The 22,988-nt window shown below is 68.1% G+C and carries 24 protein-coding genes and 1 pseudogene; 1 reads left to right on the forward strand and 24 read right to left on the reverse strand.

Features of this window, described 5'->3' with window-relative positions:
- Positions 1–110 precede the first annotated feature (110 nt).
- The 8 genes and pseudogenes from ACNF49_RS02350 to msrA form a co-directional block, all read right to left on the reverse strand.
- Entirely contained in the window at positions 111–344 is a 234-nt protein-coding gene (locus ACNF49_RS02350; RefSeq protein WP_482942668.1) for a hypothetical protein, read from the reverse strand.
- A 123-nt stretch (positions 345–467) separates the two neighbouring features.
- A complete protein-coding gene (locus ACNF49_RS02355) occupies positions 468–1,130 on the reverse strand; it encodes a LysR substrate-binding domain-containing protein (RefSeq protein ID WP_482942669.1) in 663 nt (220 codons plus the stop codon).
- Between the two features lie 356 nt (positions 1,131–1,486).
- Positions 1,487–2,041 (reverse strand): PIN domain-containing protein, encoded by a 555-nt coding sequence (locus ACNF49_RS02360; protein ID WP_357966377.1) that lies wholly within the window; start codon positions 2,039–2,041, stop codon positions 1,487–1,489.
- Between the two features lie 3 nt (positions 2,042–2,044).
- Positions 2,045–2,500, reverse strand: a complete 456-nt coding sequence (locus tag ACNF49_RS02365; protein ID WP_357966374.1) for a helix-turn-helix domain-containing protein — start codon at positions 2,498–2,500, stop codon at positions 2,045–2,047.
- Between the two features lie 178 nt (positions 2,501–2,678).
- A pseudogene (locus tag ACNF49_RS02370) lies at positions 2,679–2,786 on the reverse strand (peptide-methionine (S)-S-oxide reductase MsrA); the annotation flags it as partial.
- A gap of 21 nt (positions 2,787–2,807) precedes the next feature.
- The gene (locus ACNF49_RS02375; protein WP_482942670.1) at positions 2,808–3,326 is read right to left on the reverse strand and encodes a type II toxin-antitoxin system RelE family toxin; all 519 of its coding nucleotides are present in this window, start codon (positions 3,324–3,326) and stop codon (positions 2,808–2,810) included.
- Positions 3,327–3,329: 3 nt separating this feature from the next.
- On the reverse strand, positions 3,330–3,638 hold the full coding sequence (locus ACNF49_RS02380) for a type II toxin-antitoxin system prevent-host-death family antitoxin (protein ID WP_237103413.1): 309 nt from the start codon (positions 3,636–3,638) through the stop codon (positions 3,330–3,332).
- A 55-nt stretch (positions 3,639–3,693) separates the two neighbouring features.
- A complete protein-coding gene (gene msrA, locus ACNF49_RS02385; RefSeq protein WP_352357232.1) occupies positions 3,694–4,356 on the reverse strand; it encodes a peptide-methionine (S)-S-oxide reductase MsrA in 663 nt (220 codons plus the stop codon).
- A 170-nt stretch (positions 4,357–4,526) separates the two neighbouring features.
- Between msrA and rarD the strand changes: the two genes are divergently transcribed.
- Positions 4,527–5,456, forward strand: a complete 930-nt coding sequence (rarD, locus tag ACNF49_RS02390; RefSeq protein WP_357966368.1) for an EamA family transporter RarD — start codon at positions 4,527–4,529, stop codon at positions 5,454–5,456.
- On the opposite strand, the gene ACNF49_RS02395 is transcribed toward rarD, so the two are convergent.
- The 16 genes from ACNF49_RS02395 to ACNF49_RS02470 all read right to left on the reverse strand — a co-directional run bounded on the left by ACNF49_RS02395 (position 5,418) and on the right by ACNF49_RS02470 (position 22,984).
- The gene (locus ACNF49_RS02395) at positions 5,418–6,407 is read right to left on the reverse strand and encodes a polyprenyl synthetase family protein (RefSeq protein ID WP_357966366.1); all 990 of its coding nucleotides are present in this window, start codon (positions 6,405–6,407) and stop codon (positions 5,418–5,420) included. The genes rarD and ACNF49_RS02395 overlap by 39 nt on opposite strands.
- A gap of 11 nt (positions 6,408–6,418) precedes the next feature.
- Positions 6,419–8,008 carry an NADH-quinone oxidoreductase subunit NuoN gene (gene nuoN / locus ACNF49_RS02400; protein ID WP_357966364.1) on the reverse strand — a complete coding sequence of 530 codons (1,590 nt, stop codon included), beginning with the start codon at positions 8,006–8,008 and terminating at the stop codon, positions 6,419–6,421.
- Positions 8,005–9,564: an NADH-quinone oxidoreductase subunit M gene (locus ACNF49_RS02405; RefSeq protein ID WP_498701888.1), complete on the reverse strand. Its 1,560-nt coding sequence runs from the start codon at positions 9,562–9,564 to the stop codon at positions 8,005–8,007. Before ACNF49_RS02405 ends, nuoN begins: the two co-directional genes overlap by 4 nt.
- Complete coding sequence (gene nuoL / locus ACNF49_RS02410) at positions 9,564–11,414, reverse strand: NADH-quinone oxidoreductase subunit L (RefSeq protein WP_482945714.1); 1,851 nt, start codon at positions 11,412–11,414, stop codon at positions 9,564–9,566. The genes ACNF49_RS02405 and nuoL overlap by 1 nt, the downstream gene beginning before the upstream one ends.
- Before the next feature lie 73 nt (positions 11,415–11,487).
- On the reverse strand, positions 11,488–11,784 hold the full coding sequence (nuoK, locus tag ACNF49_RS02415) for an NADH-quinone oxidoreductase subunit NuoK (RefSeq protein WP_352322504.1): 297 nt from the start codon (positions 11,782–11,784) through the stop codon (positions 11,488–11,490).
- Positions 11,781–12,563: an NADH-quinone oxidoreductase subunit J gene (locus ACNF49_RS02420; protein WP_357966355.1), complete on the reverse strand. Its 783-nt coding sequence runs from the start codon at positions 12,561–12,563 to the stop codon at positions 11,781–11,783. Before ACNF49_RS02420 ends, nuoK begins: the two co-directional genes overlap by 4 nt.
- A complete protein-coding gene (nuoI, locus tag ACNF49_RS02425; RefSeq protein WP_352357245.1) occupies positions 12,556–13,071 on the reverse strand; it encodes an NADH-quinone oxidoreductase subunit NuoI in 516 nt (171 codons plus the stop codon). Before nuoI ends, ACNF49_RS02420 begins: the two co-directional genes overlap by 8 nt.
- Positions 13,058–14,362, reverse strand: a complete 1,305-nt coding sequence (nuoH, locus tag ACNF49_RS02430; protein WP_352322507.1) for an NADH-quinone oxidoreductase subunit NuoH — start codon at positions 14,360–14,362, stop codon at positions 13,058–13,060. Before nuoH ends, nuoI begins: the two co-directional genes overlap by 14 nt.
- Positions 14,359–16,746 carry an NADH-quinone oxidoreductase subunit G gene (locus ACNF49_RS02435; protein WP_482942672.1) on the reverse strand — a complete coding sequence of 796 codons (2,388 nt, stop codon included), beginning with the start codon at positions 16,744–16,746 and terminating at the stop codon, positions 14,359–14,361. Before ACNF49_RS02435 ends, nuoH begins: the two co-directional genes overlap by 4 nt.
- Positions 16,743–18,035, reverse strand: coding sequence for an NADH-quinone oxidoreductase subunit NuoF (nuoF, locus tag ACNF49_RS02440; protein ID WP_352322509.1), 1,293 nt, complete (start codon positions 18,033–18,035; stop codon positions 16,743–16,745). Before nuoF ends, ACNF49_RS02435 begins: the two co-directional genes overlap by 4 nt.
- Positions 18,032–18,688, reverse strand: a complete 657-nt coding sequence (nuoE, locus tag ACNF49_RS02445; protein WP_189646992.1) for an NADH-quinone oxidoreductase subunit NuoE — start codon at positions 18,686–18,688, stop codon at positions 18,032–18,034. The genes nuoF and nuoE overlap by 4 nt, the downstream gene beginning before the upstream one ends.
- Complete coding sequence (locus ACNF49_RS02450) at positions 18,685–20,010, reverse strand: NADH-quinone oxidoreductase subunit D (protein ID WP_357966348.1); 1,326 nt, start codon at positions 20,008–20,010, stop codon at positions 18,685–18,687. Before ACNF49_RS02450 ends, nuoE begins: the two co-directional genes overlap by 4 nt.
- Positions 20,007–20,714, reverse strand: a complete 708-nt coding sequence (locus tag ACNF49_RS02455) for an NADH-quinone oxidoreductase subunit C (RefSeq protein WP_482942673.1) — start codon at positions 20,712–20,714, stop codon at positions 20,007–20,009. Before ACNF49_RS02455 ends, ACNF49_RS02450 begins: the two co-directional genes overlap by 4 nt.
- The gene (locus tag ACNF49_RS02460; protein ID WP_352322512.1) at positions 20,711–21,262 is read right to left on the reverse strand and encodes a NuoB/complex I 20 kDa subunit family protein; all 552 of its coding nucleotides are present in this window, start codon (positions 21,260–21,262) and stop codon (positions 20,711–20,713) included. The genes ACNF49_RS02455 and ACNF49_RS02460 overlap by 4 nt, the downstream gene beginning before the upstream one ends.
- Positions 21,263–21,264: 2 nt before the next feature.
- Complete coding sequence (locus tag ACNF49_RS02465; protein ID WP_125643844.1) at positions 21,265–21,660, reverse strand: NADH-quinone oxidoreductase subunit A; 396 nt, start codon at positions 21,658–21,660, stop codon at positions 21,265–21,267.
- Positions 21,661–21,724: 64 nt separating this feature from the next.
- On the reverse strand, positions 21,725–22,984 hold the full coding sequence (locus ACNF49_RS02470; RefSeq protein WP_482942674.1) for a geranylgeranyl reductase family protein: 1,260 nt from the start codon (positions 22,982–22,984) through the stop codon (positions 21,725–21,727).
- Positions 22,985–22,988: the final 4 nt, after the last annotated feature.

Genomic DNA, 22,988 nt, shown 5'->3' on the forward strand with positions numbered 1-22,988 from the left:
GATTGTCCGCCCCCGTCCTGGCATAGATCGGGCATGTGCCCCCAGAGATCTCTCGGACCATCACGAAGCGATAGCCACCTACTCCGTGTCCCTTAGGTGTCGCTTCGGGCTCATACGGAAACCTGCACCGGCCCGAAGTCGCCGCTCGTGGCCTTACGAGTCTCGGCGTAGTGGGCAGGATCCGCCTTGAACCTGGCAGTGGCTCGCCAGGCGCCGATGACCTCTTGGCTGGTGGCGTCGACGTCGAGTTCAGCCGCACCCGAGAGCGCCTCCAAAAATTTCAACGTGAAGGCGCGGAGTTCGGTGGACGACAGGTGGCGGACCCACGGGAAGACCTCTGGCATGGCGATGTCCGTCGTCAGCCCCGAATGTACGCCGACCCCGGCCAGCAGTCCTGACGTACATCGCCGCGGAGGAGTCAGCCGGCCGTCCGCAGCGCGCCGCGGATGAGCATGGTGCCCGACCGGTCAGAGAGTGAGCCGGTCGAGGGGGCCGAGGTCGCGGACGGTCTGGGCGAGGGCGCGGATCAGGTCGTTCTCCGCTTCCGTCGACCACACCAGCGCGAACCTCAGCGGATCGTTGTCCCGGAAAGGCAGGTACGTGATGTCGGGCCGGAGGTAGTACCGCCTCATGTGGTGGGCGACGAGGCTGACGGTCTCCCCGGTGGTGACCAGGGAAAGGATCTCCTCGGTGCTACGGGCCATGGGGCCGCGCTCGATCCGATTGCTCACAGGAGTCCAGGTCGGGAGGAAGCCGTCCGCCCAGTAGTCGGGCCTGGACGGAGTGTCCACGTGCGGGAAATCGGCGAGCATCTCCAGCAGGCCGGTGGTGTGCCGGGTGAGTTCGTGATCGGCGGACACGGCCAGCAGGCGCGGGTCCGTGAACAGGACCGGCCCCGTGGTCAGGTCAGGCTCTTCGACGGGCAGCCAAGCGACGAGGACGTCGATCTCGCCGCGGCGCAACCCGGCGAACGGATCGGCGAAGGGAGAGATGCGGATCTGCAGCTTCCACTGGGGGTGGTTGCCGGGGAACGTGTCCCAGTAGCGCCGCAGGTCGCGGGAATTGTGCGGGATCATGCCGACTCGCAGCACGCCGGTGATGCCCTCGGCGGCCAGCCTGGCCCGGCGCATGCGCTCCGCGGACGGCTCGGACGTGGCTGGCGCAGGCCCGGCCCACCCGGCTCATCGGCGGCGGCTTCTGGTCCCCCGACCAGGCCGTTCAGGCCTCCCTGAGCCGCTCCTTCGACGTGGTGATCCACCTCCACCAGGTCAAGGCGGCCACCCTCACCCGCTGACGGCATGCCGGACGCCCCGGCCCGTGATCGCCCCCGGACGTACCGGTCGACCATGGGCCGCTCTCCGCCTCGCCATACGTCAGGCCGACCGGACAGCCACGGATCCCGCAGCAGCCGTTCGGGCCAGACTCTGTACCGCTGCTGCTGGCGGTGGCTGTTCACTTCGTGCCGCAGAACCAGCCCGAAGAGGCTTCATCCAGCTCGCAGGGCAGCGACCGCCTCAACGAGACCGGCCGCCTCCAGAGCGTCGAGCACGTCCTCGACGGTCTCGGGCGGGCTGGTCCGTGAGTCCGCAATCTGCTGCACACACGCCCAGACGACCCTTCCGTCCAAGTCGATTTGGTCGAGGACGAAGTCGTCGGGCGACTTCGCCTCGATATCCCATGGAGCCAAGTAGTCGGCAGGGAAGTCCTTGAGATTCGACGTGACGATGGCCTTCGCGCCCACCTTGATGGCTGCGGCGAGCACATGTCGATCGTCAGCGTCGGGGAGCTTCAGCCCTTCGATCAGTGGCTCATACCCCTCGACGAGGCAGTCGCGGACAGCGGAGTTCATCAGTCGGCGGAGCTTGTCGAGCTTTTCCGCTGGAATGTCGGGGCGGTTGGCGGCGAGGTTGCGCTGCATCTCGTCGAGGATGCTGTTGGTCCACCTGGCTTGCACCCGTGCCGTCATGGCGAGACGAATGAGCAGGTCACGCAGGGTGTTGCCGTACAACACGTTTGCGTCGTAGACCACCACGAATGTCATGACTCAGATGCCCAACTCTTGCCCCAGCGCAGCGAGTTCGTCTGCCGCGGTCCGGCGCTTGGCGTCATCGCGACGCCTGTACTCCTGGAGGTCCTCGTACTTGATTCGACGGTGCTTGCCAATCAACCGGAACGGAATCTCTCCCGTCTCCAGAAGTTTGATGACGTACGGGCGTGAGACGTTCAGCATGTCCGCCGCTTGCTGTGTCGTCAGCTCAGCATGGGACGGAATCACCGTGACTCCGCGCCCTTCAGCTGCTTGGGCAAGGATGAAGGCAAGCAGAGTCACTGCTTCACGAGGCAGGATCAAGGGGTCCTCTCCCCCGTGCTCACCGACGACCTGCACGGTCGGCTGCTCGGGATACCGCATGAGGTAATCCTTGATCCGGCGGACCGCACGAGCGGCCACCTCGGCATCGATGCTTCCCGGCTGAACTCGCTTGGCCTGCACGTCAGTCATGACGTCACCCCCTCTTCGCAGTATCCGCAACAGACGAAATAAACGCAAGCACGATCGCTAGCAGCCCGGCACCGCCCTGACCCTGTGATGAAGGTTGTCGCCGAAGACGGCTTTGGCCCATGATCGACACCGGACGTGCCGGGCGACCATGGGCCAGGATCTAGCTATCTCCGCAGGTCTACGCGTCGCCGGAGGTCAGGCCGACCGGGCAGGACACACCCGTGCCGCCGATGCCGCAGTAGCCGTTGGGGACTTTGTACACGTACTGCTGGCGGTAGCGCTTTGCTTCAGGCGATAAATGCGCGACCTAATGAGCCTTGGACCGGTACTCAGCCCACGTGTCGACCGCCTCTTCGAGGTCAAGAGCGGCAACATCCTCACGCGCCATCCCGACCGTGTAGATCAAGCGGTCGGCGAGCCAGTCTGGAACGGGTTCCCTGGGAGATGCTTTCTCCACCCGAAGGTGATCGGCCAGCGCGCCGAGGCGTTCGATCACCTGGCCGAGCTGGATGATCTCGGGACGGCCTGCACCCGCCTCCCGGACCCTCGCCGTCGCCTCCTCGTACACTTCGGCGTCGGCACGTTCACCGACAGCCCACACCTCGCAGATCTCCACCGACTTGTCCTCGGTGATGCGGTAGACGACACGCCAGGTGTTGCGACCGACCACCAGCTTCCGGAAACCGGTCAGTTCCCCGCCAAGCGGATAACCAGCTTCAGGGTTGTCCAGCAGGAGAAGGATCTTCTTGAGCACCTTGGGTGCCGCGTCTGGGCCGATCCGCCGAAGGTCGTCGACCGCCGGCGCCGTGAAGGCGACGTCGGACACGAGTCACTCATCGTCCGGGATGGCGGACAGCGACTCGCGAGTATGCCCGAAAGCGGCAAGCACCTCATCGAGTGAGACCCGCTCCCCCGTGTCCGTAACCGACCGGGCGAGCACCAGCGCCAGATCGCGCAGATCAGCCGCCGCCTCTTCCAGCTCATTGAGCCGGCGGATACTCACCACGGCCGCCACTGGCTGACGCCGACGGGTGACCACCAGATCGGTCCCCTGCTCCGCATCAGCCACTAGGCGGGCAACCCCTCGCTGGGCCGCCTCTGTGACGCTCAGCTCAGTAGCGTCGTGCAGAACAGTCATACATGAACTGTATATCTATCTGCACAGAAGTGCGATGCTTGGGCCCGCGTTCGGCTCACGCCTCGCCAGACGTCAGACCCACCGGGCAGGCGACGCCCGTTCCGCCGATTCCGCAGTACCCGTTGGGCACTTTGTACAAGTATTGCTGGTGATAGTCCTCGGCATAGTAGAAAGGCTTGGCTTGGGCTATTTCGGTGGTTATGGTGCCGTAGCCGGCCTGGGTGAGGACCTGCTGGTAGGCGGCGCGGGACGTCTCCGCCGCCTTCTCCTGCTCCGGCGAGTGGTAGTAGATCGCCGACCGGTACTGGGTGCCGGTGTCGTTGCCCTGGCGCATGCCCTGCGTCGGGTCGTGGGCCTCCCAGAAGACCTTCAGGAGCTCCTCGTACGACACCTGGGCCGGGTCGAACACCACCCGGACGGCCTCGGTGTGGCCGGTGAGGCCGCTGCAGACCTCCTCGTACGTCGGGTTGGGGGTGTAGCCGCCCTGGTACCCGACGGCGGTCGTCACCACCCCTGGCGTCTGCCAGAACTTGCGCTCGGCCCCCCAGAAGCAGCCCAGGCCGAAGTCGGCCACCTCCAGGCCCGAGGGGTACGGCGGGGCGAGCGGAGCGTCGAGGACCGCGTGCCGCGCGGGCACGGGCATCGCCTCCGAGCGGCCCGGCAGAGCGTCCTCGGGACGGACCATCGATGTCTTGTTGCCGCCGAACAGCCAGCCCATCGTGCCACCTCCATCAGGTGTCTCCACCCTACGCAAGCGCCGCGGGCGGCGGCGTGGCGTGGGTGGCGGGATTGCGCCTACACAACGCCCGAACAGTTAAGGATGCCTAAACATTCCCGTATAGTGACACACATTTGTATTTAAGCTGGTAAGGCCCGAAAATAGGTTACATGCCTGACCTTCGGCGCGGTGTACTGTTCGGGATCGCCGCCTACACCATGTGGGGGCTGTTCCCCCTGTACTGGCCGCTGCTCAAACCGTCCGGAGCCGTGGAGATCCTGGCTCATCGGATGGTCTGGTCCCTGGTCGCCGTCGCCGTCGTGCTGGCCGTGCGCCGGCACTGGAGCTGGTTCCGGGAGCTGGCCCGGCAGCCGCGCAAACTCGTCCTGCTGACGATCGCCGCCATCGTCATCACCGTCAACTGGGGCACCTACATCTACGCGGTCAACACCGGCCACGTGGTCGAGAGTGCCCTCGGGTACTTCATCAACCCGCTGGTCAGCGTGCTGTTCGGGGTGCTGGTGCTGCGGGAGCGGCTGCGTCCGCTGCAGTGGACGGCGGTCGGGTTCGCGGCGCTGGCGGTGGTCGTGCTGACCCTGGACTACGGCAGGCTCCCCTGGATCGCGCTCACGCTCGCCGTCAGCTTCGGCGTGTACGGGCTGGCCAAGAAGCAGGCGAACGTGGCCGCCACCGAGAGCCTGGCCGTCGAGACGCTGGTGCTGCTGCTGCCGGCGCTCGGGTACCTGATCTACCTGGAGTTCGCGGGGCAGGCCACGTTCGGGCAGGAGGGCCTCGGGCACGCGCTGCTGCTGGTGGGGGCCGGGATCATCACGGCGGTGCCGCTGATCTTCTTCGGCGCGGCGGCCATCCGGGTGCCGCTGAGCACCGTCGGGGTGCTGCAGTACATCGCGCCGATCCTGCAGTTCGTGGTGGGGGTGACGATCGCCGGCGAGGTCATGCCGCCCAGCCGGTGGATCGGGTTCTCGATCGTGTGGCTGGCCCTGGCCATCTTCACCTACGACAGCCTCCGGGCGGCGCGGACCGCCGCCCGGGTCAGGCGGTCAGCCCGAACGCTCGACCACGTAGTCGCAGAGAGCTAGGAACGCCGCCCTGGCCGGGATGTCGGGCAGGGCGGAGAGGTCGACGCGGGCCCGGTCGACCCACGCGGCCAGCTCGGCGCGGGCCCGCTCCATGGCCGGGTGGGCCCGCAGCAGGGTGAGCGCCTCCTCCACGTGCTCCTCCGGCACCGGGCCCGACAGCAGCTCGGTCAGCCGCGACTGCTCGCCGCTGTTGAGCGCGTAGAGAACCGGCAGGGTCCGGACGCCCTCGCGCAGGTCGGTGCCGGGGGTCTTGCCCGACTGGACGCCCGAGGAGGCCACGTCGAGCAGGTCGTCGCCGAGCTGCCAGGCCACGCCGACGGCCTCGCAGGCACGACTAAGCCGCTCCTCGACGTCGGAGGGGGCGCCGGACAGCAGCGCGCCGAACCGGCCGGAGGCGGCGATGAGGGAGCCCGTCTTGTCGGCCAGGACGCTCAGGTAGTGGCCGACGGGGTCCTCGCCGTCACGCGGGCCGATCGTCTCGCGGATCTGCCCCTGGACGAGGCGGGAGAACGTCTGGGCCTGGATGCGGATCAGCTCGGGGCCGAGGTCGGCCAGGAGGTCCGAGGCCTGGGCGAACAGGTAGTCGCCGGTGAGGATCGCCACGGTGTTGTCCCACCGGGCGTTGGCCGAGGGCGAACCCCGGCGCACCGGGGCCTCGTCCATCACGTCGTCGTGGTAGAGCGAGCCCAGGTGGGTCAGCTCGATGACCACCGCGCCGGGCACGACACCCGGCGCGGACGGATCGCCGAACTGGGCCGCGAGCAGCACCATCAGCGTACGGAACCGCTTGCCGCCCGCCTCGATGAGGTGCTTGGACGCCTCCGTGACGAAGGCGTCCTCGCTCTCCACCGACGAGCGCAGGAGCTTCTCGACCGCGGCCAATCCGGTGGCCACGTCCTGCGCCAACCGTTCGTCCTCGATGGGAAGGTCAACCACGGGCGGCGCAGACATACGAGATCCCCTTATCTAATGAACAGAGCCGAAGCGGCGTCGTTGGCGACACCGAGGAGGGTCTCCGGGTAGAGCCCCACTCCTACGGTAACCAGCAGGGAAACGGCGATGACGGCCACGGTCCCCATACTGGGCACCGAGATCGCCGGGCCGTCGGCCGCGGGCTCGCTGAAGAACATCAGCACGATCACCCGGACGTAGAAGAACGCGGCGATGGCCGAGGCCACCACGCCCACCACGACCAGGCCGGCCATCCAGCCGCCCATCGAGTCGCCGGGCTGCGTGCCGCTGTTCAGCGCGGCCGCGAACACGGCGTACTTGCCGAAGAAGCCGCTGGTCAGCGGGATTCCGGCGAAGGCGAGCAGGAAGAAGGCGAACACCCCGGCGAGCACCGGCGAACGCTTGCCGAGCCCGGCCCAGCGCGACAGGTGTCCCGCCTCGCCGCCGGGGTCGCGCACCAGCGTGACCACCGCGAACGCGCCGACCGTGGTGATGCCGTAGACCGCCAGGTAGAACAGGATCGACTTGAGCGACTGGGCGTTCTGTCCGGCCGACCCGAACGTCGCCATCACGCCGACGAGCAGGAAGCCCGCGTGCGCGATGGAGGAGTAGGCCAGCATGCGCTTGATGTCGGTCTGCGTGATCGCCAGGATCGAGCCGACGATCATCGTCAGGGCCGCGACGGCCCAGATGACCGGCCGCCAGTTCCAGTCGAGGTTGCCCAGACCGACCCAGAACACCCGCAGCAGGGCGCCGACGGCCGCGACGAGCGTGCCGGAGGCCATGAGTGCGGTGATGGGGGTCGGGGCGCCCTGGTAGACGTCCGGCTTCCACGCCTGGAAGGGCGCGGCGCCGATCTTGAACAGCAGGCCGACGCCGAGCAGCGCGAGCCCGGCCATGAGCAGCGGGTCGAGCAGCGCGCCCTTGGCCAGGGCGGCGTTGATCCCGGGCAGCGAGACGGTGCCCGCGTAGCCGTAGATCATGGCGGTGCCGTACAGGAAGAACGCCGAGGAGAACGCGCCGAGCAGGAAGTACTTCATCGACGCCTCCTGCGACAGCAGGCGGCGCCGGCGGGCCAGGCCGCACAGCAGGTACAGCGGCAGCGACATGACCTCGAGGGCCACGAACATCGTCAGCAGGTCGTGCGAGGCCGGGAAGAGCAGCATGCCGCCGACCGCGAACAGCACCAGCGGGTAGACCTCGGTCTGCCCGGCGCCGTTGTCGGCCGCCTCGGCCTCCTCCTCGTCCGCGCTGCCCGGCACTGCCGCCGCCGAGGCCACGAAGTGGCCCTCGTCGTTGATCAGCAGCACCGTCACGAACGACAGGACGATGATCACGCCCCAGATGAACAGCGCGGGACCGTCCACCGCGACCGCGCCCATGGCGGCGGCCTGCGTCGGCACGCCGCGCATGACCTGCAGGATGACCAGGGCGAACGCGCCGATCAGGCTGAGCAGCGTGAGCGGGACGTGGATGGACTTGCGCAGGTAGCGGGGCGCGAACGCCTCGACGAGCACGCCGATGCAGGCAGCGCCGAAGATGATCAGCAACGGCGCCAGCGTGCCGTACTCGATCGTCGGCGCTGGGATGACGTCGTTCACTGACCTGTCCCCTTCTCAGCGATGGTGGCAGTGGGTACGTGCACGTTGGTCAGCGTCTGCTGCACGGACGGGTTGATCACGTCGAGCAGCGGCTTGGGGAAGAAGCCGAACCCGATGATCAGCGCGACCAGCGGTGCCAGCACCCAGATCTCCCGGGCGTTGAGGTCCTTGAACGCCTTGACCGGCTCGGCGGTCGGACCGTTCAGCGTGCGCTGGACCATCCACAGGATGTAGACGGCGGCCAGGATCACGGCGACCGCGGAGATGATCGCGGCCACCGTCAGCGCGCCGGAGCCGTGCGCCTCGCTGGAGTACGTGCCGATCATCACCATGAACTCGCTGACGAAGGACGACAGTCCGGGCAGCGAGAGACCGGCCAGACCGGCGACCAGGAAGAACCCGGCGAGCACCGGGGCGACCTTCTGGACGCCGCCGTAGTCGGCGATGAACGGCGACCCGCGCCGGGCGATGAGGAACCCGGCGGCGAGGAACAGCGCGCCCGTGGCGAAGCCGTGGTTGACCATGTAGAGGGCCGCGCCGGACTGGGCGACCGACGACATGGCGAAGACGCCGAGCACGATGAAGCCGAAGTGCGAGATCGACGTGTAGGCGATGAGCCGCTTCATGTCGGTCTGGCCGATGGCCACGATCGCGCCGTAGATGATGCTGATGACCGCCAGGACGACGATCGGCATCGTGAACGCCTTGGCCGCGTCGGGGAACAGCTCCAGGCAGAAGCGGAGCATGCCGAACGTGCCGACCTTGTCGAGCACGCCCACGAGCAGCACGGAGGCGCCGGCCGGGGCCTGGGCGGCCGCGTCGGGCAGCCAGGTGTGCACCGGCCAGAGCGGCGCCTTGATGGCGAAGGCGATGAAGAAGCCGCCGAACAGCCACTTCTGCGTCGTCGGGTCCTGGATGGCCCCGACGAGCGGCTCGAACATGAACGTGCCCTTGTTCGCCAGCACGTACAGGCCGATGACCGCGACCAGCATGAGCAGGCCGCCGAAGAGCGAGTACAGCAGGAACTTGACGGCCGCGTACGACCGCTGGGCGCCGCCGTACGACCCGATCATGAAGTACATCGGGATCAGCATGGCTTCGAAGAACACGTAGAAGAGGAAGACGTCGGTCGCCGCGAAGACGCCGATCATCATCGTCTCGAGGACGAGCAGCAGCGAGAAGTACGTCTTGACCGACCGCTTGGGCGTGACCAGCGTGCCGTCCGCGGTCCTGACGCCGTCGGCGTCGTGCCAGGAGGCCAGGACGACGATGGGCACCAGCACGACCGACAGGGCGATCAGCACCAGGGCGACGCCGTCGACGCCGACCCCGAACTTCACGCCGAAGCTCGGGATCCAGTCGTACTCCGCCTTGAACTGGAAGCGCTCGCCACCGGGCTTGAACCCGGCGGCCATGACGCCCGTCAGCACCATCGTCAGCAGCGAGACCGCCAGCGTGACCTGCTTGGCCAGCTTGTCGCCGCCCTTGGGAAGCAGGGCCACCACGATGGCGCCCACAACGGGCACCGCCATGATTATCGGGAGCCAGGGTGACATCAGATGTTCCCAACGAGGAGCAGGGCGCCGGTCAGCAGGGCGGCACCGATCAGGATGGACAGCGCGTACGTTCGCGCGAAGCCCGTCTGGAGCCTGCGCAGGCGACCCGAGCTCCCGCCGATGCCTGCCGCCAGACCGTTGACCAGCCCGTCGACGCCGCGGTTGTCGAAGAACACCGCGATGCGGGTCAGCCACTGGCCGGGACGCATGAACAGGGACTCGTTGAGGGCGTCGCCGTACAGGTCACGGCGGGCGAACGTGGTGAGGAAGGAGCCGCGCGGCTGCACCACCGGCACCTGCGCGCGGCCGTAGCGCATCCACGCGTAGGCCGCGCCGACGGCCACGAGCACGAGCGTCGCCAGACCCACCGTCGTGGTGCTGAACACGTGGAACGTCGGCAGCTCCTCGGGCAGGCCGACGGCCGGCGAGAGGAACTTCATCAGGCGGTTGTCGTTGATGAGGAAGTAGCCGAGGACGACCGAGCCGACCGACAGCAGGATCAGCGGCAGGGTCATCACCGCAGGCGACTCGTGCGGATGTGCTTCCTTGTCCCAACGCTTCTCGCCGAAGAACGTCATGAAGATCATGCGCGACATGTAGAAGCCGGTGATGCCCGCGCCCAGGACGGCCAGCCAGCCCATCCAGGCGCCGTGCTCCATGGCCGTCTCGATGATCCCGTCCTTGGTGTAGAAGCCGGACAGGAACGGGAAGCCGATGATGGCGAGGTAGCCCACCATGAACGTGACGAACGTGATCGGCATGAACTTGCGCAAGCCGCCGTACTTCCTCATGTTCACCTCGTCGTTCATGCCGTGCATGACCGATCCGGCGCCGAGGAACATGTCGGCCTTGAAGAAGCCGTGGGCGATGAGGTGCGCGATGGCGAAGGCGTAACCCGCCGGGCCGAGGCCCGCGCCGAGCATCATGTAGCCGATCTGCGACATCGTCGAGCCGGCCAGGCCCTTCTTGATGTCGTCCTTCGCGCAACCGATGATCGCACCGGCGAGCAGCGTGGCCACACCGACGATCGTCACGACCAGCGAGGCGACGTCGGACGCCTCGAAGAACGCGCCGGACCGGACGACCAAGTAGACGCCGGCGGTGACCATGGTCGCCGCGTGGATCAGGGCCGAGACCGGGGTCGGGCCCTCCATGGCGTCCAGAAGCCAGGACTGCAGCGGGAGCTGCGCCGACTTGCCGCACGCGCCGAGGAGCAGCAGCAGTCCGATCGCCGTGAGCGTGCCGTCGCCCTGGCCGGAGACGACCGCGTGCGTCAGCTTGCCGAAGCTCAGCGTGCCGAACGTGGTCCAGATGATGAACATGCCGACCAGCAGGCCGAAGTCACCGACGCGGTTGACGACGAACGCCTTCTTCGCCGCGACCGCCGCCGAGGGCTTGAACTGCCAGAACCCGATCAGGAGGTAGGACGCGAGACCGACGCCCTCCCAGCCGATGAACAACCCGACGTAGTTGTCGGACAGCACCAGCAGGAGCATCGCGGCGACGAACAGGTTCAGGTACGCGAAGAACCTGCGCCGGTGCTCGTCGTGCGACATGTAGCCGATCGAGTAGATGTGGATCAGCGATCCGACACCAGTGATCAGAAGGGCGAAGCTGATCGACAGCGGGTCGATGAGCAGCCCCATGTCGACCATGCCGGGAATGAACTCGTACAGATGCACGGCCTGGCGACGCTGATCGTCCCCGAGTCCGAGGATTTCGAAGAACGCCAGCACAGCCACGACGAACGAGGCGAGGGACATGGCCACGCCCAGCAGGTGGCCCCACCGGTTGGTGAACCGGTTGAACACCAGGAGGATGAACGCCCCCAACAAGGGGAGAGCGATCATCAACCAGGAGACCCCGATCGCGCCACCGGCGGTGTGCTGGACGATCTCAGCAGGAGATTCCACCAGTCACCTCTTAGTACTTCAGCAGGTTGGCGTCGTCGACGGACGCGGACCTGCGGGTTCGGAAGATCGTCACGATGATGGCCAGGCCGACGACGACCTCGGCCGCGGCCACCACCATCACGAAGAACGCGATGATCTGGCCCTCCAGGTTGCCGTTCTGCCTGGCGAAGGTGACGAACGCGAGGTTGCAGGCGTTGAGCATGAGCTCGACGCACATGAACACCACGATCGCGTTGCGCCTGATCAGCACGCCGAGCGCGCCGATCGCGAACAGCACACCCGACAGGATCAGGTAGTGGGTCGTCACTTGGTCACCTCGTTGGTCGTCTCCTCGGCGTCATCCTCGGCCGTGTGCTTGATGGCCTCGGCGAGCTTCGGGTCCTCGGGGAGGTGGCCGTGCTCGACGTCGTAGCGGGCGATGTAGCGGTTGACCGACGACTCCGCGACCGAGCCGTCGGGCAGCAGTGCCGGCATGTCGATGGCGTTGTTGGTGGCGTAGGTGCCGGGGCCGGGCAGCGGCGAGGGACGCTCGCCGAGGAACCGGGCGCGCGAGAGGTCCTTCTGCGTGGCCTTCTCGGTGAACTTCTCCCGGTGCGCCAGGACCATCGCGCCCAGGGCGGCGGTGATCAGCAGGGCCGAGGTGACCTCGAACGCGAAGACGTACTTGGTGAACAGCAGCAGCGCGATCGAGCGCACGTAGCCGCCCTGCGCCGTGGCCTGCGCCAGGCCCGCCTCACCGGAGAAGATCGCGTTGCCGACCGCCAGGATGATCAGGACGGCGAAGCCGAGGGCCGCGAGGGCGCCCCAGAAGCGCTGGCCCCTCAGCGTCTCCACGAAGGAGTCGGAGGAGTCCACGCCCACCAGCATGAGCACGAACAGGAACAGCATCATGATGGCGCCGGTGTAGACGATGATCTGCACCGCGGCGAGGAAGGGCGCGTCCTGGACGGCGTAGAGCACCGCGAGGCAGAGCATCACGGTGCCGAGCATCAGCGCTGAGTAGACGGCCTTCCTGTTGAAGACCATGCCGAGCGCCGCGCCGACGGATACGACGGCGAGAACCCAGAATGTGATGGTCTCACCCATTGGTTCGTCCCAGCCGGTAGTAGTCCTCTTCGGTCTCGCCGAGCCGCATCGGGTGGGGCGGCTGCTCCATGCCCGGCGTCAGGTCCGCGAGGAGCATCTCCTTGGTGTAGATGAGGCTCTCGCGGCTGCTGTCGGCGAGCTCGTACTCGTTGGTCATGGTGAGCGCGCGGGTCGGGCAGGCCTCGATGCACAGGCCGCACAGGATGCACCGCAGATAGTTGATCTGGTATGTGCGCCCGTAACGCTCACCCGGCGAGAAGCGCTCCTCGTCGGTGTTGTCCGCGCCCTCGACGTAGATCGCGTCCGCCGGACACGCCCACGCGCACAGCTCGCACCCGACGCACTTCTCCAGCCCGTCCGGCCAGCGGTTGAGCTGGTGACGACCGTGGAAGCGAGGAGCCGTCGGCTTCTTGACCTCCGGGTAGTTGGTCGTGACGGGCTTCTTGAACATCGTGTGGAAGGTGACCCCGAAGCCCTTGACGGGGTTCAGCCAATCAGTTAGTCCCACTGGGAATCTCCTTGTGCTGCACCCCGTGGTAGTGCGGCAGATCGAGCGGCGGCACAGGGAAGCCGCCGGCCGTCGGCTCGTCGGACAGTTGCTCGAACTCGGCCTCCACCTCGGCCTTGCGCGCCTCCTTGCGCCGCTGGTTGACGGTGTCGAACCGCATCCAGATGGCCAGCGCGCCGACCACGATGACCGCGCCGATCACGATGCCGACCGTCTTGTTGCCCTCGTTGACGACCACGTTGCGAGCCGCGGCGACGAGCAGGATCCAGGCCAGGTTCACCGGGATCAGCACCTTCCAGCCCAGGGACATGAGCTGGTCGTAGCGCACGCGCGGCAGCGAGGCACGCACCCACACGATGAAGCTGAAGGTCAGCACGAACTTGATGAAGAACCACAGCACCGGCCACCAGCCCGTGTTGGCGCCGTCCCACAGGGAGATCGGCCACGGGGCCCGCCAGCCGCCCAGGAACAGGGTGACCGCGATGCCCGAGGCGGTGAAGGTGTGCAGGTACTCGCCCATCATGATGAGGGCGAACTTCAGGGACGAGGAGTACTCGGTCTGGAAGCCGCCGACCAGCTCGCCCTCGCCCTCAGGCAGGTCGAACGGGATTCGGGCGGCCTCGCCGAACATGCAGATCACGTAGATCACGAACGACGGGATCAGCAGGAAGACGAACCAGCCCTGCTCGCCCTGCGCCTTGACGATCTCGGAGGTGGACAGCGTCCCGGCGAACAGGAAGATCGCCACGAACGACAGGCCCATCGCGATCTCGTACGAGACCACCTGCGCCGCCGACCGCAGACCGCCCAGCAGCGCGTACGGCGAGCGCGACGACCAGCCGGCCAGCACCACGCCGTAGACCGAGATGGCGCCCATGGCCAGCATGAACAGCACCGCCACCGGCAGGTCGACGAGCTGCAGCGGCGTCTGGACGCCGAACAGGTTGACCATCGGCGCGAACGGCACGATCGAGAAGGCCAGGAACGCCGGCACGACCATGATCACGGGGGCCAGCAGGTAGAGCACCTTGTCCACGGTCCGCGGGAAGATGTCCTCCTTCAGGCCCATCTTGATGCCGTCGGCCACCGACTGGAGCAGACCGAACTTGCCGGCCCGGTTGGGGCCGTAGCGGTGCTGCATCCGCGAGATCAGCTTGCGCTCGTACCAGACGCCGAACAGGATGCCCAGCATCAGGAAGGCGAACAGCATCACGGCCTTGATGATGGTGATCCACAGCGGGTCCTTGCCGAAGTCGGCGAGGGTGGGATCGGCCGCGAGAACGTGGGTCATGATGCGCTCCCGATCGTGACGATGTCGCCGGCCAGCGCGCGCAGGTCGCGCGTGACCGAGCAGCCGCCGGAGTTCGCCGGCACCCAGACCACCCGGTCGGGCAGGTCGGCGACGCGGACCGGCAGCGTGACCGCGTTGGGGCCGGGGCCGCCGACGACGAGCTTGTCGCCGTCGATGACGCCGATCTCGGCCGCCGTGGCCGCCGACACCAGCGCCTCGGTGGCGCGGGCGGTGCCGGCCAGGTACGGCTCGCCGTCCTGGAGCCTGCCCTCGTCGAGCAGCAGGTGCCAGGTCGCCAGCAGCGCCTCGCCGGCCGCCGGGGCGGCCTGGGCGCGGGTGGCGGTGCTCGGCGCGGCGACGCGGGTCCCGCGCCAGGCGCCGAGGCTGGACAGCTCGCGCCGGACGGCCTTGGCGTCCGGCAGGCCGAGGTGCACGTCCATGCGGTCGGCGATGTTGCCGATGACGGCCAGGTCGCTCTGGATGCCGGGCACGCGCAGCGGCGCCTCGAACGAGCGGCCCCTGCCCTCCCAGTTGACGAACGTGCCGCTCTTCTCCTGCACCGCCGCGACCGGCAGCACCACGTCGGCGCGGTCGGTGACGGCGCTGGCGCGGATCTCCAGGCTGACGATGAACGGCGTGTTCTCCAGCGCCTCCAGCGCGGCGGCCGGGTCGGCCAGGTCGTGCGGGTCGACGCCGGCCACGACCAGCGCGTCGATCTCACCGGCGCGGGCGGCGGCGATGATGCCGTCGGTGCCGCGGCCGGGCACGGCGGGCAGCGAGCCCACGTTCCAGACCCTGGCGACCTCGGCCCTGGCGGCCTCGTCGTCCACGGGACGGCCGATCGGCAGCAGGTTGGGCAGCGCGCCGACTTCGAGCGCGCCGCGCTCACCGGCCCTGCGCGGCACCCAGGCCAGCCGGACGCCGGAGCCGGCGCCCAGGCGGACGAGGGCCGACAGCGCGCCCGGCACACTGGCCAGCCGCTCGCCGGCCAGCACGATCGTGCCCTCGGCCAGCGTGCCGACCAGGTCGCCGATCGCGTCGGCCTCGGCGCCCGGGGCGGTGGCGATGAGCGTGCCGCCCATCTTGGCCAGCCCGGCGGAGGCGAACGGCGCGATCGCGGTGACCTTCAGGCCCTTCTTCTGCCACGCCTTGCGCAGGCGCAGGAAGACGATCGGCGACTCCTCCTCGGGCTCGAACCCGACGAGCAGCACGGCCGGAGCCTTCTCGAGGTCGGTGTAGCTGATCTCGATGCCCTTGCCGGCGACCGCGTGCGCCAGGAACTGCGCCTCCTCGTCGGAGTGCGGGCGGGCGCGGAAGTCGATGTCGTTGCTGCCCAGCGCGACCCTGGCGAACTTGCTGTAGGCGTAGGCGTCCTCGACCGTGACCCGGCCGCCGACCAGCACGCCGGCCCTGCCGCGGGCGGCGGCCAGACCCTCGGCGGCGACCGCCAGCGCCTCCGGCCACGAGGCGGGCACGAGCACGCCTTCCTCGTTGCGCACCAGAGGCGTCTTGAGCCGGTCGGGCTGGGTGGCGTAGGAGAAGGCCCAGCGGCCCTTGTCGCAGTTCCACTCCTCGTTCACCTGCGGGTCGTTGCCCGCCAGGCGGCGGGTCACCCGGCCGCGCCGGTGGTCGGTGCGCAGGGAGCAGCCCGACGCGCAGTGCTCGCACGCGCTCGGCGTGGACACCAGGTCGAACGGACGCGCCCGGAACCGGTAGGCCGCGCCGGTGAGCGCGCCGACCGGGCAGATCTGCACCGTGTTGCCGGAGAAGTAGGAGTTGAACGGCTTGCCGTCGGCGACCCGGACCTGCTCCTTGGCGCCGCGCTCGAAGAACTCGATGAGCGGGTCGCCGGCGATCTGGTCGGAGAAGCGGATGCAGCGGGCGCACTGGACGCAGCGCTCACGGTCGAGCAGCACCTGCGTGGACAGCGGCAGCGGCTTGGGGAACGTGCGCTTCTGCTCCTGGAACCGCGACTCGCCCTGGCCGTTCGACATGGCCTGGTTCTGCAGGGGGCACTCGCCGCCCTTGTCGCAGACCGGGCAGTCGAGCGGGTGGTTCATCAGCAGCAGCTCCATGGCCCCGCGCTGCGCCTTCTCGGCGACCGGCGAGGTGAGCTGGGTCTGCACGACCATGCCCTCGGCGACCTCGATCGCGCAGGACGGCTGCGGCTTGGGGAAGCCGCGGCCGTTGCCCGCGTCGGGGATGTCCACGAGGCACTGGCGGCAGTTGGCCGCCGGGTCGAGCAGCGGGTGGTCGCAGAACCGGGGGATCTGGATGCCCAGCAGCTCGGCGGCCCTGATGATCAGGGTGCCCTTGGGGACACTGACCTGGAACCCGTCGATGGTGAGGGTCACCAGGGTGATTTCTGTTTCTACGACGGTCACTGCTCACCCCAGAGAGTGGACTTCTTCGGGTCGAACGGGCAGCCGCCGATCTCGAAGTGCTTGAGGTACTCCTCGCGGAAGTACTTCACCGAGGAGTGGATCGGGCTGGTCGCGCCGTCGCCGAGGGCGCAGAACGAGCGGCCGAGGATGTTGTCCGCGATGTCGGTGATCGTGGACAGGTCCTCCTCGGTGCCCTGGCCCTTCTCCAGGCGCTTGAGCACCTGCTTGAGCCAGTACGTGCCCTCGCGGCACGGCGTGCACTTGCCGCAGGACTCGTGGGCGTAGAACTCGGTCCAGCGCAGCACCGTGCGGACCACGCAGGTGGTCTCGTCGAAGATCTGCAGCGCGCGGGTGCCGAGCATCGAGCCCTTGGCGCCGACGGCCTCGAAGTCGAGCGGCACGTCGAGGTGCTCGTCGGTGAAGATCGGCGTGGACGAGCCGCCCGGGGTCCAGAACTTGATCTGGTGCCCCTCGCGGATGCCGCCGGCCATGTCGAGCAGCTCGCGCAGCGTGATGCCGAGCGGGGCCTCGTACTGGCCGGGCCTGGTGACGTGGCCGCTGAGGGAGAAGATGCCGAAGCCCTTGGACTTCTCGGTGCCCATCGAGGCGAACCAGTCGGCGCCGTTGCTGATGATCGAGGGAACACTGGCGATCGACTCGACGTTGTTCACCACAGTCGGCGAGGCGTACAGGCCCGCCACGGCCGGGAACGGGGGCTTGAGTCGCGGTTGACCTCTGAAGCCCTCCAGCGAGTCGAGCAGCGCCGTCTCCTCGCCACAGATGTACGCGCCCGCGCCGCTGTGCACGACGAGTTCCAGGTTGTACCCGGAGCCGAAGATGTCCTCGCCCAGGAAGCCCTTCTCGTACGCCTCGCGCACGGCCGCGTGCAGCCGGCGGATGACGTGCAGCACCTCGCCGCGCACGTAGATGAAGGCGTAGTTGGCCCTGATCGCGAACGCGGTGATGATGACGCCCTCGACCAGCGAGTGCGGGTTGGCCATCATCAGCGGGATGTCCTTGCAGGTGCCCGGCTCCGACTCGTCAGCGTTGACGACGAGGTAGTGGGGCTTGCCGTCGCCCTGCGGGATGAATCCCCACTTCATGCCGGTGGGGAAGCCCGCGCCGCCGCGGCCGCGCAGGCCGGAGTCCTTGACCGCCTGGATGACGGCGTCGGGGTCCATGCCCAGCGCCTTCTTGGCCGCCTTGTAGTCACCGCCGTAGCCGTCGAGGGTGAAGGAGTCGGCCTGGTCCCAGTTGGCGGTCAGGACCGGGGTCAGTGTGGTGCTCATGCCTCGGGGGCCTTCCATCCGTTGGCCTTGGCCACCTTCAGGCCCTCCAGCGAGGGGCCGGCGGCCGACGGGCCGTCGCCCGCCTGGTCGTCGGGCAGGCCCGCGAGCACGCGCGAGGCCTCCTTGAAGGTGCAGAGCTTCTTCGGTCCGCGGGTCGGCCGCACGTCCTTGCCGTCACGCAGGTCGTCGACGAGCTGCTTGGCCGAGGCGGGGGTCTGGTTGTCGAAGAACTCCCAGTTGACCATCATGACCGGCGCGAAGTCGCAGGCCGCGTTGCACTCCAGGCGCTCCAGCGAGATCTTGCCGTCGCCGGTGGTCTCCTCGTGGCCGACGCCGACGTGCTCGGACAGCTCGTCCCAGATCTCGTCGCCGCCCATGACGGCGCACAGCGCGTTGATGCAGACGCCGACGTGGTAGTCGCCGGCCGGCTTGCGCTTGTACATCGTGTAGAAGGTGGCCACGCCGGTGACCTCGGCCTTGCTCAGGCCCAGCATCTCGGCGCAGAACTCCTTGCCGTCGTCGGAGACGTAGCCGTCGGCCGACTGCACGAGGTGGAGCAGCGGCAGCAGGGCGGACCGCGTCTTGGGGTAGCGGCCGATGATCTCCTTGGCGTCCTGTTCGAGACGCTCGCGGACTTCCGGTGAGTAAGTCACCGGTCCACACCTCCCATGACGGGGTCGATAGAAGCCACCGCGGCGATCACGTCGGCGACCTGGCCGCCCTCCGCCATGGCGGGGAAGCCCTGCAGGTTGCAGAAGGAAGGCTCGCGGAAGTGCACGCGGTACGGGCGGGTGCCGCCGTCGCTGACGACGTGCGCCCCGAGCTCGCCCTTGGGCGACTCGATGCTCGCGTACGCCTGGCCGGCCGGGACCCGGAAGCCCTCGGTCACCAGCTTGAAGTGGTGGATCAGGGCCTCCATCGAGCTGCCCATGATGTGCGCGATGTGGTCGGGCGAGTTGCCGAAGCCGTCGGGGCCGAGCGCGAGCTGCGCGGGCCAGCCGATCTTCTTGTCCTCGATCATCACCGGGTCGCCCTTGAGCGGGCCGGCGATGCGGTCGAGAGCCTGCTCGACGATCTTGAGCGACTCCTCCATCTCCCGCATGCGCACGAGGTAGCGCGAGTAGACGTCGCAGCCGCGCTCGGTGGCGACCTCGAACTCGTACGTCTCGTAGCCGGAGTAGGGCTGCGACTTGCGCAGGTCCCAGGGCAGCCCGGCGGCGCGCAGGATCGGGCCGGTGATGCCGAGGGCCATGCAGCCGGTCAGGTCGAGGTAGCCCACGTCCTTGGTGCGGCGCACGTAGACGGGGTTCTCGTCGAGGAGCTTGCGGATGTCCTTGATCCGCTTGGGCATCTCCTTGAGGAACTCGCCCACCTTGTCGACCGCGCCCGCGGGCAGGTCGACGCTGACGCCGCCCGGCCTGACGTAGGCGTGGTTCATGCGCAGACCCGTGATGTACTCGAACAGGTCCATGATCATTTCACGGTCGCGGTAGCCGAAGAGGAACGGCGTGGTCGCGCCCAGCTCCATGCCGAACGTGCCCATCGCGACCAGGTGCGAGGCGATGCGGTTGAGCTCCATCATCATCACGCGGATGGCCTGGGCCCGCTCGGGCACGCGGTCGGTGATGCCGAGCAGCTTCTCCACGCCCAGGCAGTACGCGGTCTCGTTGAAGATCGGCGAGAGGTAGTCCATGCGGGTCACGAACGTGGTCCCCTGGGTCCACGTCCGGTACTCCATGTTCTTCTCGATGCCGGTGTGCAGGTAGCCGATGACGCTGCGCGCCTCGGTGACCGTCTCACCGTCGAGCGTCAGGACCAGGCGGAGCACTCCGTGCGTGGACGGGTGCTGCGGGCCCATGTTGACGACCAGGCGCTCTTCCTCGGTGTCGCGCGCTCCGCCGACGACCTCGTCCCAGTCTCCGCCGGTGACCGAGTAGACCTTGCCCTCTGTCGCCTCGTCATAAGCGGTGCTCATGAGTAAGACCTCCTCTGGTCCGGCGAGGGGATGGTGGCGCCCCGGTACTCGACCGGGATGCCGCCGAGCGGGTAGTCCTTGCGCTGCGGGTGACCGTCCCAGTCATCCGGCATCATGATCCGGGTGAGTGACGGGTGGCCGTCGAAGACGATTCCGAAGAAGTCGTACGTCTCCCGCTCATGCCAGTCATGACCAGGGTAAACGCCCACGGTCGATGGGATGTGCGGGTCGGCGTCCGGTGCGCTCACCTCCAGGCGCACGCGCCTGTTGTGGGTGATCGAGCACAGGTGGTAGACGGCGTGCAGCTCCTCGCCCTTCAGGTGCGGGTAGTGCACCCCGGAGACGCCGAGCGACAGCTCGAAACGCAGGGTCGGGTCGTCGCGCAGCTTCTGGCAGACCTCCACCAGGCGCTCGCGGCGGACGTGCAGGGTCAGCTCGCCGCGGTCGACCACGACGCGCTCGATGGCGTCGTCGAGGGCGAGGGCGTCGACCAGCTCGTCGAAGTAGCCGCCGTACGGGCGGGGCGTGGAGATCTGCGGCGCCCGGCGCACGACGAGACCGCCGTAGCCGGAGGTGTCGCCGGAGTCGTGCGCGCCGAACATGCCGTGCCGGGCGACGGGCGCCTCGGGGACGGCCGGGACCGAGGCGGCCTCGGGGGCCTCCCCGCCCTCCGGGCTTCCGGGAAGGTGGTCGGGCGAGGTCACTTTCCGGCCCCCTGGTCGATCAGCGGCAGCGTGCGCAGCGCCCGCAGTTCGAGGTCCTCGATCTGCTTGGCGCGGTGGGCGCCGAACTTCATGTTCTGGATCTTGTCGTGCAGCTTCACGATCGCGTCGATCAGCATCTCCGGCCGCGGCGGGCAGCCGGGCAGGTAGATGTCGACCGGCACGACGTGGTCGACGCCCTGCACGATGGCGTAGTTGTTGAACATGCCGCCGCTGGAGGCGCACACGCCCATGGCGATGACCCACTTGGGCTCGGCCATCTGGTCGTAGATCTGCCGCAGGACGGGCGCCATCTTCTGCGACACGCGCCCGGCGACGATCATGAGGTCGGCCTGGCGGGGAGACGCCGAAGCGCGCTCCATGCCGAAGCGCGCCAGGTCGTAGTGGGGGCCACCGGTGGCCATCAGCTCGATGGCGCAACATGCGAGGCCGAACGTGGCCGGCCATACCGAGCTCTTCCGAGCCCATCCTGCGGCGGCTTCGACCGTGCTGAGGATGAACCCGCTGGGGAGTTTCTCTTCAAGTCCCATTTTCAGTCCCAGTCCAGACCCTTGCGGCGCCACACGTACGCGTAGGCGACGAGCACGGTGACGATGAACAGCAGCATCTCGACCAGCGCGAACAGCCCGAGGCCGGACGCGATGGTGTCGCCCGCGTCGTTCTTCAGCGGCGCGAAGGAGACCGCCCACGGGTAGAGGAAGATGATCTCGATGTCGAACACGATGAAGAGCATCGCGGTGATCATGTATTTGAGCGGGAACCGTCCGCCACCGACCGGCTGGGGCGTCGGCTCGATGCCGCATTCATAGGCGTCAAGCTTCGCGCGGTTCCAGCGCTTGGGACCGGTGAAGGGAGCGATGGCGACCGAGAAGATCGCGAAGCCCCCCGCGAGAACGGCGAGCACCAGGATGGGCACGTAAAGGTCCATCGCTACGCCTCCTCTGGAGTCGCCACGCGCGCGGGCGCGCAGCTTGATGTGTCTGTCGTGGGAATCATGCTGGTGGGGCGACCTTCGAGAGTGCGTTGATGATCATGTCGGACGCATCGCCTCGCCGGTCGGTGAGATTACCAAGGAGCTTGAGCGCGAAGCGCATCAGCCTCGGGTGTGGCAGGCCGTGCCTGGTCCCGAAGCTCATCACACCCGGCTTCCCAATCGCCTCGACGAACAACCTCCCTAGCGTGAAGTAGCCGCCGTAGGCGTCCTTCATCACCTGGGGGTAGGTCCTCAGGATCCGCTCGCGCTGTGCGGGAGTGGTGTCCTTGAGGGCCTTCGCGATGATCTCGGCGGCGATCTCGCCGGTCTCCATGGCGTAGGCGATGCCCTCGCCGTTGAACGGGTTGATGGACCCGCCGGAGTCACCCACGAGGATAAGACCCCGCGTGTAGTGGGGCTGCCTGTTGAAGGCCATCGGGAGAGCGGCGCCGCGGATGGGGGCCGTCATGTTCTCCTCGGTGAAGCCCCAGTCGGCCGGCATGGCCTTGCACCAGCGCTTCAACAGGTCGCGGTAGTCGATGTTGCCGAACTGGGCGCTGGTGTTGAGCAGCCCGAGCCCGACGTTGGCGGTGCCGTCGCCGACCCCGAACACCCAGCCGTAGCCGGGCAGCAGGGTGTCGCCGTCCCACAGCTCCAGCCAGGTCTCCAGGTAGTCGTCGTCGTGGCGGGGGCTCTCGAAGTAGGTGCGGACGGCCACGCCCATGGGGCGGTCCTCCCGCTTGTGCAGGCCCATGCCGATCGCCAGGCGGGTGCTGTTGCCGTCGGCCGCCACGACCACCCGGCTGCGGTACGTCGCGCCGTCCTTGGTGCGCACGCCGACGATGTGCCCGCTGCGGTCGTCGAGCACCGGCCCGGTCACGGTGACGCCCTCCATGAGGCGCACGCCGTTCTTGACCGCGTTGGCCGCGACGATCTGGTCGAAGTCCTTGCGGGTGCGAACGAGCCCGAAGTCGGGGAAGCGCTCCAACTGCGGCCAGTCGAGTTCGAAGCGGTGGCCGCCGCCGACGACGCGCAGGCCCTTGTTCCTGATCCAGCCGGGCGCGTCGATGTCGACGCCCATGTTGAGCAACTGCTTGACGGCACGTGGCGTCAGACCGTCGCCGCAGACCTTCTCGCGGGGGAACCTGGTCTTCTCCAGGAGGAGCACGTCGAGACCGGCCTGAGCGAGGTAAAAGGCGGTTGCGGAACCGGCGGGACCGGCGCCGACGACGATGACGTCGGCGTCGGCGTCAGCCTGTATGGCTGGTGGCACGGTCACTGGA

Source organism: Actinomadura sp. ATCC 39365 (assembly GCF_054392275.1).